Annotated in this window: 12 protein-coding genes and 1 tRNA gene; 8 read left to right on the top strand and 5 right to left on the bottom strand. The window is 63.9% G+C overall.

Going from position 1 to position 12,525, the window contains the following annotated elements:
- Window positions 1-7 precede the first annotated feature (7 nt).
- From AC0IYU_RS16260 to AC0IYU_RS16245, 4 genes are read right to left on the bottom strand one after another with little or no spacing between them, the layout of a single operon-like run.
- A complete protein-coding gene (locus tag AC0IYU_RS16260) occupies window positions 8-835 on the bottom strand; it encodes a MetQ/NlpA family ABC transporter substrate-binding protein (RefSeq protein WP_472118802.1) in 828 nt (275 codons plus the stop codon).
- Window positions 836-868: 33 nt separating this feature from the next.
- Window positions 869-1,531: a methionine ABC transporter permease gene (locus AC0IYU_RS16255; protein WP_124459837.1), complete on the bottom strand. Its 663-nt coding sequence runs from the start codon at window positions 1,529-1,531 to the stop codon at window positions 869-871.
- Complete coding sequence (locus tag AC0IYU_RS16250; protein WP_435484554.1) at window positions 1,524-2,393, bottom strand: methionine ABC transporter ATP-binding protein; 870 nt, start codon at window positions 2,391-2,393, stop codon at window positions 1,524-1,526. Before AC0IYU_RS16250 ends, AC0IYU_RS16255 begins: the two co-directional genes overlap by 8 nt.
- Entirely contained in the window at window positions 2,390-2,641 is a 252-nt protein-coding gene (locus tag AC0IYU_RS16245) for a hypothetical protein (protein WP_472118799.1), read from the bottom strand. Before AC0IYU_RS16245 ends, AC0IYU_RS16250 begins: the two co-directional genes overlap by 4 nt.
- Here AC0IYU_RS16245 and AC0IYU_RS16240 point away from each other — a divergent pair.
- The 7 genes from AC0IYU_RS16240 to AC0IYU_RS16210 all read left to right on the top strand — a co-directional run bounded on the left by AC0IYU_RS16240 (window position 2,640) and on the right by AC0IYU_RS16210 (window position 10,583).
- Complete coding sequence (locus AC0IYU_RS16240) at window positions 2,640-3,452, top strand: MetQ/NlpA family ABC transporter substrate-binding protein (RefSeq protein WP_472118796.1); 813 nt, start codon at window positions 2,640-2,642, stop codon at window positions 3,450-3,452. The genes AC0IYU_RS16245 and AC0IYU_RS16240 overlap by 2 nt on opposite strands.
- A gap of 195 nt (window positions 3,453-3,647) precedes the next feature.
- Window positions 3,648-4,856 carry a Fic family protein gene (locus tag AC0IYU_RS16235; protein ID WP_472118793.1) on the top strand — a complete coding sequence of 403 codons (1,209 nt, stop codon included), beginning with the start codon at window positions 3,648-3,650 and terminating at the stop codon, window positions 4,854-4,856.
- A gap of 100 nt (window positions 4,857-4,956) precedes the next feature.
- A protein-coding gene (prfB, locus tag AC0IYU_RS16230; protein WP_187111328.1) for a peptide chain release factor 2 occupies window positions 4,957-6,061 on the top strand; the annotation gives its coding sequence in 2 pieces (ribosomal slippage) (window positions 4,957-5,037 and window positions 5,039-6,061; 1,104 coding nt in all).
- A gap of 5 nt (window positions 6,062-6,066) precedes the next feature.
- Window positions 6,067-6,762, top strand: coding sequence for an HAD family hydrolase (locus AC0IYU_RS16225; protein ID WP_472118790.1), 696 nt, complete (start codon window positions 6,067-6,069; stop codon window positions 6,760-6,762).
- Window positions 6,749-9,442: an aminopeptidase N gene (gene pepN / locus AC0IYU_RS16220; protein WP_472118787.1), complete on the top strand. Its 2,694-nt coding sequence runs from the start codon at window positions 6,749-6,751 to the stop codon at window positions 9,440-9,442. Before AC0IYU_RS16225 ends, pepN begins: the two co-directional genes overlap by 14 nt.
- Before the next feature lie 26 nt (window positions 9,443-9,468).
- The gene (locus AC0IYU_RS16215) at window positions 9,469-10,482 is read left to right on the top strand and encodes a class 1 fructose-bisphosphatase (protein ID WP_472118784.1); all 1,014 of its coding nucleotides are present in this window, start codon (window positions 9,469-9,471) and stop codon (window positions 10,480-10,482) included.
- Between the two features lie 25 nt (window positions 10,483-10,507).
- Window positions 10,508-10,583 (top strand) — tRNA-Thr (locus AC0IYU_RS16210).
- A 75-nt stretch (window positions 10,584-10,658) separates the two neighbouring features.
- On the opposite strand, the gene AC0IYU_RS16205 is transcribed toward AC0IYU_RS16210, so the two are convergent.
- Window positions 10,659-11,858, bottom strand: a complete 1,200-nt coding sequence (locus AC0IYU_RS16205; protein ID WP_472118781.1) for a restriction endonuclease — start codon at window positions 11,856-11,858, stop codon at window positions 10,659-10,661.
- Window positions 11,859-12,149: 291 nt separating this feature from the next.
- Here AC0IYU_RS16205 and AC0IYU_RS16200 point away from each other — a divergent pair, with 291 nt between their 5' ends.
- Entirely contained in the window at window positions 12,150-12,524 is a 375-nt protein-coding gene (locus AC0IYU_RS16200; protein WP_472119125.1) for a nucleotide pyrophosphohydrolase, read from the top strand.
- Window position 12,525 lies beyond the last annotated feature (1 nt).

Below are 12,525 nucleotides of genomic sequence, written 5' to 3'. Positions count from 1 at the left end.
GAAAGCGTTATTGCAGGAAGCTGGGCTTGGCGTAGCCCTGGAACTTGCTGTCGACCACCGCCTTGAATTCCTTCGAGCGGTAGACCTCGGCAATGTCCTTGGCCCACTGCGTGTTCTTGTCGGCCGTCTTCACGGCGACCACATTGAGGTAGTAGTCGGGCGTCTTCTCGAGCACCACCGCCTCGGTGAGCTTCAGGCCCGACGAGATCGCGAAGTTGCCGTTGACGATGGCGTACTCGGTGTCGCCCAGCGAGCGCGGCAGCTGCGCGGCTTCCAGCGGAATGAACTTCAGCTTCTTCGGGTTCTCGGCCACGTCTTTTTCAGACGCGCGGATCGGGTCCACGCCGGCCTTGATGGTGACCAGCTTGTTCTGCTCCAGCAGCACCAGCGCGCGGGCCAGGTTGCTCGGGTCGTTCGGCAGCGTCACGCGGTCGCCTTCCTTGGCTTCGGCCAGGGTCTTGCGCTTGGTCGAGTACACGCCCATGGGCGCGATCGGGCCCTGCACCAGCTCGGTGATGTCCAGCTTCTGGTCGGCGGCGAACTTCTTCAGGTAGACCTGGTGCTGGAAGAAATTGGCGTCGAGCGAGCCCTGGGCCAGTGCCAGGTTGGGCTGCACGTAGTCGTTGAACTCCACCACCTTCACGGTGTAGCCCTTCTTCTGGAGCAGGGGCACGATGCCTTGCTTGAGCTGGTCGGCATTGGAGCCGGCGGTGCCGCCGATCACCAGGTTCTTCTTGGCGGGGTCTTGCGCGTGGGCCTGCAGCGAGAGGCCGCCGAGCGACAGCGCAGCCAGAGAAAGGGCAAGAACGGAACGGCGCAGGAAAACGGTCTTCATGAGATAGAGCAAAAAGCTAGAGAGAGAAAAAGATCAACGCTTGTCCAGCCTGCGTGCCGTGGTGTTGCCCACGAACTGCAGGATCTGTACCAGCACCACGAGCAGCGCCACGGTGAGCACCATCACGTCGGTCTGGAAACGGTAGTAGCCGTAGCGGATGGCCAGGTCGCCGATGCCGCCGCCGCCCACCACGCCGGCCACCGCCGAGTAGGAGAGAAAGCTCACGGCCAGCACCGTCAGCGCCAGCACCAGGCCCGAACGGGCCTCCACCAGCAGCACGCGCCAGACGATCTGCAGCTCCGAGGCGCCCATGGCATGCGCCGCCTCGATCACGCCGCGCGGCACTTCGCGCAGGCACTGGTCGACCAGGCGCGCCAGGTACGGAATGGCCGCGAACGACAGCGGCACCGCCGCGGCCAGCGGCCCGATCGACGTGCCCGCGATCACCCGCGTGAACGGCACCAGCGCCACCAGCAGGATGATGAAAGGAAAGGACCGCACCGTGTTCACGATCCAGTTCAGCACCAGGAACGCGGGCTTGTTCTCCAGCGACTGGCCCGGGCCCAGCAAAAACAGCAGGATGCCCAGCGGCCCGCCGATGAGCACCGCGGCCGAGAGGCCGATGGCCAGCATCATGAAAGTCTGGCCCGTGGCGATCCACAGCTCGGGGAGGATGGGGGCGATGTTCTCAAACATAAGCGGGCTCCTGGGCGTTGAGGCCCGGCGCGGTGCGCAGGGCCGCGGCTTCTCGCGAATCGCGTTCACGGCGGCGCACCAGCTCGTCGATTTCGCGGCCCAGCGCGGTCTTGCGCTCGGCCTTGGGCGCGTCTTCGACTGCGAACTGCTCCACCAGCCGGCCCTTCTCCAGGATGGCCACGTTGCGGCACAGCACCTCGACCACCGACAGCTCGTGCGTGACGATGACGATGGTCACGCCGATCTTCTGGTTGATGTCGCGCAGCGTTTCCAGCAGCGAGCGCGTGGTTTCGGAGTCGAGCGCCGAGGTGGGCTCGTCGCACAGCAGCACCTGCGGGCGCGGCGCCAGCGCGCGGGCAATCGCCACGCGCTGCTTCTGCCCGCCCGAGAGTTGGGCCGGGTAGGTGTCGATCTTCTCGGCCAGGCCGACCAGTTCGAGGCACTCGCGAACCCGCGTGTCGATCTCGGCCTTCGAATGGTGGCCGTGGATCTTCAGCGGAAAGGCCACGTTGTCGAACACCGTGGCGTTCTGCAGCAGGTTGAACTGCTGAAAGATCATGCCGATGTTCTGGCGCGTGTCGCGCAGCTCGCGGCGCGAGAGCGTGGTCAGGTCGCGCCCGCCCACCAGCACCTGGCCCGAATCGGGCCGCTCCAGCAGGTTGATGAGGCGCAGCAGCGTCGACTTGCCCGCGCCGCTCTTGCCGATCAGGCCGAACACGTCGCCCTGCTGGATCTCGAGCGACAGCGACTGCACGGCGTCGAACACCTCGCCGCTGGGCAGTGCGAATGACTTCTGCACGGATTGAAGACGGATGACGGGCGTCGCGGCGTCGCGGCCCGCATCGGGCGAAGGATGGCTCATGGGAAAGAAGTGCGTCCGGCGACAAGGCCGAACACGAAGGTTCGCGAAAAAGGTGCCGAGTATGAAAACAAAAGCGGCAAAAGAGAACGAAGAAAAAGGAGGGTGTTTATATCGCAATGCGCATATGGAAATCGGGGTGCGAACCAAACACGCCATATCGATATGCCTATTCGTTCGTTCTCAAACGCGTCACGCCCTGTCACATTCGCGCCTTCATTTTTTGCTTTTTGTTTTTTCAGCGCCACCATGCACACCACTTTTCGCCGCCGCACCGCCCTTGTCGCCACCCTGGCGGCCGCCCTTTTCTCTGGCAGCGCCGCCTTTGCGCAGGACAAGAACACGCTGAAGGTGGGCGTTTCCGTCGGCAGCGCCGAGCAGATCTTCGAAGTGGTCAAGAAGGTTGCCGCCAAGGACGGCCTGAACATCCAGCTCGTGGTGTTCAACGACTACCAGTTGCCCAACGCCGCCCTGGCTTCGGGCGACCTGGACGCCAACGCCTTCCAGCACCAGCCCTTCCTGGACAACCAGAACAAGGCACGCGGCTTCGACATCGTGCCCGTGGGCCTGACCATCACCGCGCCGCTGGGCTTCTACTCGCGCAAGCTCAAGTCGATCGACCAGTTGCCTGACGGCGCGGCCGTCGGCATCCAGAACGACCCGTCGAACGGCAACCGCGCCTTGCTGCTGCTGCAGCAGGCCGGCCTGATCACGCTGAAGCCCGACGCGGTGAAGAACAACACCGCCACCCCGCTGGACGTGGTGACCAACCCCAAGAAGCTGAAGCTGGTGGCGCTGGACGCCGCCCAGCTGCCGCGCTCGCTGGACGACCTGACCATTGCCGCCATCAACAACGACTACGCCGGCAAGGCCGGCCTCACGCTCGAGAAGGACGCCGTGATCAAGGAAGCCCCCAAGGGCCCCTACGCCAACATCATCGCCGTGCGCCGCGCCGACAAGGACAAGCCCTGGGCCAAGCGCCTGGTGGCGGCCTACCAGTCGCCGGAGGTGAAGAGCTTCATCGAGACGCAGTTCAAGGGGTCGCTCGTTCCCGCGTTCTGATCCGGCTGTAGCTCCCCATGGCCCCCGATGCGCACTCCCGCGCGTCGGGGGCTTTTTGCTTTCGTTGGGCATGACGTGGTGCATGCGGCAAATCAACCGGAATCGCAACCGGAAACTCAACCCGTAACATCACCATTAACTTATTGATTAATAAGAGTTTTTGTCTTAAATTTCGCAGAACCGAAACCGGAACCGATGTCCGTCAAACCCAATTCCGTACTGGTCTATGACCAACCCCATCAGTTCGAGCCGCTGCTGCCCACGCAAAAACTCGGCGAACTGAGCGAAATCACTCGCCGCATCTTCGAGAAGTCGTCCCAGCTGAGAGGCTCCGCGAGCCCTGAAGCGCGGGCGGCGCTGCGCGAGATCGTGCGATCGATGAACTCGTATTACTCCAATCGCATCGAGGGGCAAAGCACGCATCCCGTGAACATCGAACGGGCCCTGAACAAAGACTTCTCCGACAAACCCGACGTCGCCAAGCGTCAGCGCGTCGCACTAGCGCACATCGAGGCCGAACGGGAACTGGAAGGGGTGGCCACCACCGAAGCCGGCGCCTTGAGCAGCAGCGTTCTCAAGAAGGCACATGAGAGCCTGTACGGCCGCCTGCCCGAGCCGGATCGGTTCACCGACGACGGCCGCCTCATCGTCCCGGGGGCACTGCGCACGCACGACGTCGCGGTGGGACGGCATCAGCCGCCCACATGGACGTCGGTCCCGCGGTTCCTGGAGAGGATGGACCAGGTCTACGGCGGCCTCAAGGGTGTGGACGCTGTGATCTACACCGTTGCCGCCGCACACCACAGGATGGCCTGGACGCATCCCTTCGAAGATGGGAACGGACGTGCCGTCCGCCTCCAGACCCATTGCGCCCTGCATTGGATGAGCGGAGGCCTGTGGTCCGTCAACCGCGGGTTGGCCCGCCACCGAGATCGCTACTACGAGTTGCTGGACAACGCCGACAGCGCAAGGCAAGGAGACCTCGACGGCCGAGGAAACCTCAGCGAAGCAACGCTCTTGGCGTGGTGCCGCTTCTTTCTGGAACTGTGCGAAGACCAGGTCGATTTCATGGCCTCGATGCTGGACCTGTCCAAGCTGAAGGACCGCATGCGCGCTTACTTGCTGGTACGCGGTGCGACGCAAGGCATCACGGAGTACCGCGAGGAAGCGCTCCTTCCACTGCACACGATTGCCGTGGGTGGCGCGGTCTCGCGCGGAGACTTCATCCGGATGACAGGGCTGGAAGAGCGCACCGCCCGAAAAGTGATCTCCCGGTTCACCAAGGACGGGCTCCTGAAGAGCGACGGCCATCGCTCGGCGCTGAACATCGGTTTTCCGCTCGGTTCGCTGAACATCCTGTTCCCCAACCTGTACCCCGAGGCCGCGACCGCCGTGCTGGAGTAAGTCTTTCCGACCAAAAAGCACCGCTTCCGGGGCTGCTTTGCACCCGTGAGAAAATGCCGGGTTCCCCCCGAACACCAACCCTCCACAGTCAGGACACCCCATGGACGCAGAACAAATCAACCAAATCGGCGCAATGCTCGCGGACCTGAGCGTCCGTACGGTCGATTTACGGAGGTATCTTTGACTACGATGCCAAAGCTGAACGACTGAGGACAGTCAACGCATCGCTCGAAGACCCGAACGTCTGGAACGACCCCAAGAAGGCCCAGGAACTCGGCAAGGAGAAGAAGTCGCTCGACGACGTGGTCGTCACGCTCGACAAGCTCACCAACGGGCTCTCGGACAACACCGAGCTCTTCGAAATGTCGAAGGCCGACGGCGACATGGACGGCTTGCAGGCCATTGCCGATGACGCCGCCACGCTCGAAGCCGACATCAAGCAGCTCGAATTCCGCCGGATGTTCAACAACCCGGCCGACCCGCTGAACGCCTTCGTCGACATCCAGGCCGGCGCCGGCGGCACCGAGGCTTGCGACTGGGCCAGCATGCTGCTGCGCCAGTACCTGAAGTACGCCGAGCGCAAGGGCTTCAAGACGCAGATCGAAGACGAAACGCCGGGCGACACCGCCGGCATCAAGGGCGCGACCATCAAGGTCGAGGGCGACTACGCCTTCGGCCTGCTGCGCACCGAAACCGGCGTGCACCGCCTGGTGCGCAAGTCGCCGTTCGACTCGTCGGGCGGGCGCCACACCAGCTTTGCCAGCATCTTCGTGTACCCGGAAATCGACGATTCGATCGAGATCGACATCAACCCTTCCGACGTGCGCACCGACACCTTCCGTGCCAGCGGCGCGGGTGGCCAGCACATCAACAAGACCGACTCGGCCGTGCGCCTGACGCACATTCCGACCGGCATCGTCGTGCAGTGCCAGGACGGCCGAAGCCAGCACAGCAACCGCGACGTGGCGTGGAAGCGCCTGCGCTCGCGCCTGTACGACTTCGAGATGCGCAAGCGCCAGGAAGAGCAGCAAAAGCTCGAGGACAGCAAGACCGACGTGGGCTGGGGCCACCAGATCCGCAGCTACGTGCTGGACAACAGCCGCATCAAGGACCTGCGCACCAACGTCGAAGTCTCGGCCACTCAGAAAGTGCTGGACGGCGACCTGGACGTGTTCATCGAAGCCTCTTTGAAGCAAGGCGTGTGAACCGAATGAGCCTCACGAGCCCGAAACACGGCAAGGTCGAAGCCTTCATCTTCGACATGGACGGCACCATGATCGACTCCATGCCCTGGCATGCGCGCTCGTGGGTCGAATTCGTGGAACGCCACGGCCTGAAACTCGACGTGAGCGACATCCTCGCGCGCACCACGGGCCGCACCGGCACCGAGTGCATGCGCGAGCTGTTCGACCGGGAACTCCCCGACGACGAGTGCCAGGCCCTGGTGCACGAGAAGGAAGAAATCTACCGCGCCATGTTCAGCGACAACTTCACCGAGGTGGCGGGCTTCACGGCCTTTGCCAAGGCGGCCGTTGCGCGCGGGCTCAAGGTGGCCGTGGGCACGGCTGGCGACAAGGGCAACATCGAGTTCGCCATGTCGCGCCTCAAGATGGACCCGCTGCCGCTGGCAATAGTCGGTGGCGACGAAGGCTTCAGCGGCAAGCCCACGCCCGCCATCTTCCTGGAAGCCGCGCGGCGCATCGGCGTTGCGCCCGAGCGCTGCATCGTCTTCGAGGACGCCCCCTTCGGCATCGAGGCCGCGCGCCGCGGCGGCATGCGTGCCGTGGCCGTGTGCAGCACCCATACCGCCGCCGAGCTTGCCGGCCCCCATGTGATTGCCGCGGTTCGCGACTACGACGAACTCGCCCACTCGAATTTTCTGGAGACACTCGATGATGCTGCGTGACGCTCAAGGGCAACCGATTGCCATTCGCCGCGAAGACTATGCCGCCCCGGCGTACTGGATCGACACCGTCGACCTTACCTTCGACCTCGACCCCGCCAAGACCCGCGTGCTCAACCGCATGCAGGTGCGCCGCAACCCCGAGGTGCCGGTGCAGCCGCTGCGCCTGGACGGCGACGAGCTGAACCTGGCGCGCGTGCTGGTCAACGGCCAGGGCGCGTCGTTCCGCATGGAAGGCGACCAGCTCGTCATCGACGGCCTGCCCGACGCCTTCGAGCTCGAGATCTTCACCACCTGCTGCCCCATCAAGAACACCAAGCTGATGGGCCTGTTCGTGAGCGAAGACACCTTCTTCACGCAGTGCGAGGCCGAGGGCTTCCGCCGCATCACCTACTTCCTGGACCGCCCGGACGTGATGGCGATGTACACCGTCACGCTGCGCGCCGCCAAGGCCGCCTACCCGGTGCTGCTGTCCAACGGCAACCTGGTCGAGCAGGGCGAGCTGCCCGAGGGCCGCCACTTCGCCAAGTGGGTCGACCCCTTCAAGAAACCGGCCTACCTGTTCGCCCTGGTGGCGGGCAAGCTGGTGGCGCGCGAGCAGCGCATCAAGGCGCGCAACGGCCGCGACCACCTGCTGCAGGTGTACGTGCGTGCCGGCGATCTCGACAAGACCGAGCACGCGATGAACTCGCTCATCAACTCCGTGCTGTGGGACGAGGCCCGCTTCGGCCTGCCGCTGGACCTGGACCGCTTCATGATCGTGGCCACCAGCGACTTCAACATGGGCGCCATGGAGAACAAGGGCCTGAACATCTTCAACACGAAGTACGTTCTGGCCAACCAGGCCACCGCCACCGACGCCGACTACAGCAACATCGAAAGCGTGGTCGGCCACGAGTACTTCCACAACTGGAGCGGCGACCGCGTGACCTGCCGCGACTGGTTCCAGCTGTCGCTGAAAGAAGGCCTCACCGTCTTCCGCGACCAGGAATTCAGCCAAGATTTGTGCGCCGACGCCTCGGCCCGCGCCGTGAAGCGCATCGAAGACGTGCGCGTGCTGCGCACCGCCCAGTTCCCCGAAGATGCGGGGCCTATGGCCCACCCGGTGCGGCCCGACAGCTACATCGAGATCAGCAACTTCTACACCGTCACCATCTACGAAAAGGGCGCCGAAGTCGTCCGCATGATGCAGACGCTGGTCGGGCGCAAGGGCTTCGAGAAGGGCATCACCCTGTACTTCGAACGCTTCGACGGCCAGGCCGTGACCTGCGACGACTTTGCGCAGGCCATTGCCGACGCCAACCCCGAATCGGAACTGGCCCGCCTGCTGCCCCAGTTCAAGCGCTGGTACAGCCAGGCCGGCACGCCCCGCCTGGCCGCGCACGGCGTGTACGACGCGCAGAACCGCAGCTACACCCTGAGCGTGGTGCAAAGCTGCCCGCCCACCCCCGGCCAGCCGACCAAGGAACCCTTCGTCATTCCGCTGAACGTGGGCCTGCTCGACGCCAACGGCCGCGAGCTGCCGCTGCAGCTCGAAGGCGAAAGCGAAGTCACCCGCGGCACGCGCACCCTGGTGCTGTCGCGCGCCGGCGAGCAGATCACCTTCGTGGGGCTGGACGCCGAGCCCGTGCCTTCCATCCTGCGTGGCTTCAGCGCGCCTGTGGTGCTCGACTTTGCGTACACCGACGCCCAGCTGCTGACCCTGCTGGCCAACGACACCGACCCGTTCAACCGCTGGGAGGCCGGCCAGCGCCTGGGCCTGCGCGCCGCGCTACAGGGCATTGCCGCCCTGGCCACCGACACCACCCCGGTGCTGAACGACGCCTACATCGACGCCATGCGCAGCGTGCTGCGCAACCCGCAGCTCGACGCCGCCTTCAAGGAGCTGGTGCTCACGCTGCCGTCGGAAACCTACATTGCCGAGCAGCTCGACGTGGTCGACCCGCAGCGCGTGCACCTGGTGCGCGAAGCCATGCGCGCCCAGCTGGCCGCCGCCCTCTTCGCCGACTGGCAGCAGGTGTACGAAGACAACAAGGACACCGGCGCCTACAGCCCCGACCCCACGTCGTCGGGCCGCCGCGCGCTCGCCGGCATGGCGCTGAACTTTCTGTGCCTGGCGGCGCGCGCCTCGGGCGACGCGGTGTGGCCGGGCAAGACGCTGCAGCGCTTCAAGGACGCGGGCAACATGACCGACCGCTTCAACGCGCTCAACGCGCTGGTGTCGTCGGGCCACACCCTGGCGGCGCAGGCGCTCGCGCGCTTTCACGCCATCTTCAAGGACGAGGCGCTGGTCATCGACAAGTGGTTCTCCCTGCAGGCCGGCGCCAGCGACCGCGGCGGCGACATCCTGCCGCTGGTGAAGCAGCTCATGAAGCACCCCGACTTCTCGCTGAAGAACCCCAACCGCGCGCGCAGCGTGATCTTCGCGTTCTGCAGTGCCAACCCCGGTGCGTTCCACCGCCCTGATGCGGCCGGCTACGTGTTCTGGAGCGAGCGCGTGATCGAGCTCGACGCCATCAACCCCCAGGTGGCCGCCCGCCTTGCGCGCGCGCTCGACCGCTGGAGCAAGCTGGCCGAGCCCTACCGCAGCGCCGCGCGCGAAGCCATCGCCCGCATTGCCGCCAAGCCCGACCTGAGCAAGGACACGCACGAGGTTGTCACGCGCGCCCTGGCCGGCAACTGAACAAAAAGAGACTCAACAGAAAGCATATGGCTCAACAAAAGATTTCCCTCACCCGCTACCTCGTCGAACAACAGCGCGCCGACGGCCTCATTCCCGGCCAGCTGCGCCTGCTGCTCGAAGTGGTGGCCCGTGCCTGCAAGAGCATCAGCCAGGCCGTCAACAAGGGCGCGCTGGGCGGCGTGCTGGGCACGGCCGAGAGCGAGAACGTGCAGGGCGAGATCCAGAAGAAGCTGGACATCATTGCCAACGAAGTGCTCATCGAGGCCAACGAATGGGGCGGTCACCTGGCGGCCATGGCCAGCGAGGAGATGGAGACCATCCACGTGGTGCCCAACCGCTACCCGCAGGGCGAATACCTGTTGATGTTCGACCCGCTGGACGGCAGCAGCAACATCGACGTGAACGTGAGCATCGGCACCATCTTCAGCGTGCTGAAGAAGCCCGACGACCACCCCGGCGTGCAGGAAAGCGACTTCCTGCAGCCCGGCACCCAGCAGGTGGCGGCCGGCTACTGCATCTACGGCCCGCAGACCACCCTGGTGCTGACCGTGGGCAACGGCGTGGCCATGTTCACGCTCGACCGCGAGCAAGGCAGCTTCGTGCTGACGCAGGAAGACATCCAGATTCCGGCCGACACCAAGGAATTTGCCATCAACATGAGCAACATGCGCCACTGGGACGAGCCCGTGAAGCGCTACATCGACGAGTGCCTGGCCGGCAAGGAAGGCCCGCGCGGCAAGGACTTCAACATGCGCTGGATTGCCAGCATGGTGGCCGACGTGCACCGCATCCTGATGCGCGGCGGCGTGTTCATGTACCCGTGGGACAAGCGCGAGCCCGAGAAGGCCGGCAAGCTGCGCCTGATGTACGAGGCCAACCCCATGAGCTGGCTGGTCGAGCAGGCCGGCGGCGCCGCCACCAACGGCAAGCAGCGCATTCTTGACCTGCAGCCCACGAAACTGCACGAGCGCGTGAGCGTGCTGTTGGGTTCGCGTAACGAAGTTGAGCGTTTGACGCAGTACCACGCCGAGAAGGCGTGATTTGTTGGCTATAATCTGAGGCTTCGCCGGTGTAGCTCAGTCGGTAGAGCAGCTCATTCGTAATGAGAAGGTCGGGTGTTCGATTCATCTCTCCGGCACCAAAAAAGCAAAAAGCCCGCTATCCAAAAGATAGCGGGCTTTTTCGTTTTCCGACTTCTCGCCGCGCTACTGGCTGGTCAGGCTGGCCATTCGCCTAGCAACTCGCCGACACGCTCCACGGAGCCGTAACCTGCCTGAATCAATATCTCAGCAATGTCCCGTCCGCTGATGAAAACGATCGGGTGCCGATCGCCTCTCACCTCTTCGTAGGCCTGCCGAGCAATGACCGACGTCGTAACCAAGATGCCGAACTGACGATGCCTGATGCGCGAGATCAAACGTGCCACCTCACGGACGCCGACCGTATTCGCCATTACGCCTTCTGACGCAGGGCGATAGCACTTCGCTTCCAAAGCGAACTCCGCGTACACCGGGTCGCCACTCAATCCAAGCAAGTACCTGCCAATCGCGTCCCGACCGCCATCGACGCTACCCCGCGTGATCTCGTCAATGATCACGCGCCGATCTGACAGCTGATAGATCCGAGCCGCGAAAGACTCGAACGCATGCGGCGAGTCTTTGAAGTGCGCCCAGACCTGCTCCAAGATGGCGACTTTGAGCGCGGTATCGGGTCGCTGCTCGCTTTCCGAGCGAATCACTTTCGTGGGCTCGGAGGTCAAAGGCAGGTAGACGCCTGACTCGATCCACGAGCGCCATGCACTTGGCGCAGTTGCCAGTGGATCTGCGGAGGGGGAAAGGCTGTCGATCCACGAGCGCGGGATGGTCGCCGCGTCTAGCACCGTGAAGACAGATCGATAGTTCTGAAATCGCTCCCCGGCCGTCGTCTTCCATATGGCCACCAGATCCTCCGTCATAGGCAGACCTGGAAACCCCGGCACCGCAAGCCCCTTGAACTGAACAGACCTATTGCTCTTCGCCGTTGGGCGCTTGGTAAAGACAAAAAACGGAGGCACCTCTACCCTTTTTTCCGCGTCACCATGCGCGCTATCGAAAGCGGCCTTAAGAAGCAGATTGCCGCGCCGCGTGGTGTCGTGCAGATCGTGGCCCGGCGTGCGGTTATCGCCGTAGTACACGAACTGCCCCGTGTTCAGGTCCAAACGATCAGGCCAATCGCCTTCTTCGCCACTGGAATAGAGGACGACAAATCTCTTCTTCGAACTCTTCCCCGCAGCTCTAAAACCGCCTTGGTTGCCCGCGCCAGGAAGCAGCTTGGCAATCGGGTCGCTGCTCGTGTTGCCAGCGCTGCCCCCTTCATAGATCGCGTCCACCACAAGGTCGGCAGTCGGTAGATCGTCGAAGCTGAAGATGCGAGTCATATCGAAGAGGCGTGTCCGGTCTGGGCGTAAACAGCGCGCTGCCGATAAGCGCACGAGCATTTAATTTAACAATCTTGAACTGGCCGAGCCTAACTTACGGGCCAGCCTCCAAGAGCATCGGGCCGCCGACGACATGCGCTGGCTACACTTGTTTCATGACACCCCATGTGACATTTGCTACCTACTCCGTGCCAAACGGGATGTGCGGCAGGCGGGAGCGGCTGCTTTACCAGCCAAGCTAGGAGCATCTGCGTGAGCGATCAACACGGCGCCGGGCAAAACAGCCCTCTCATCGATGTCACGCGGCTCGCCGATCAACTTGAGCAATTCGCCACGGATCGCGACTGGGCTCAGTTCCACTCCCCAAAGAACTTGGTGATGGCCCTGACCGGCGAGGTTGGGGAGCTGAACGAAATCTTTCAGTGGATGCCGGAAGAGGCCTCCAAGGAAGCCGGCCGAGACCCGCAAACGGCGAAGGCCGTGCAAGACGAACTTGCGGACGTTCTGCTCTACCTCGTGCGCCTGTCTTCCGTCTTGGGCGTGGACCTCGACGCCGCCGTCCAGCAAAAGCTGAAGGCCAACGCATTGCGCTACCCCGCAGACAAGGTGCGGGGCAGCAGCCAGAAGCACAGCCAGCCTCCAGCCGGCAAATCCAGGAAGGACTGAC

This window comes from Variovorax sp. AC103 (assembly GCF_979254005.1).
This window is presented reverse-complemented; position numbering and strand designations above follow the sequence as displayed.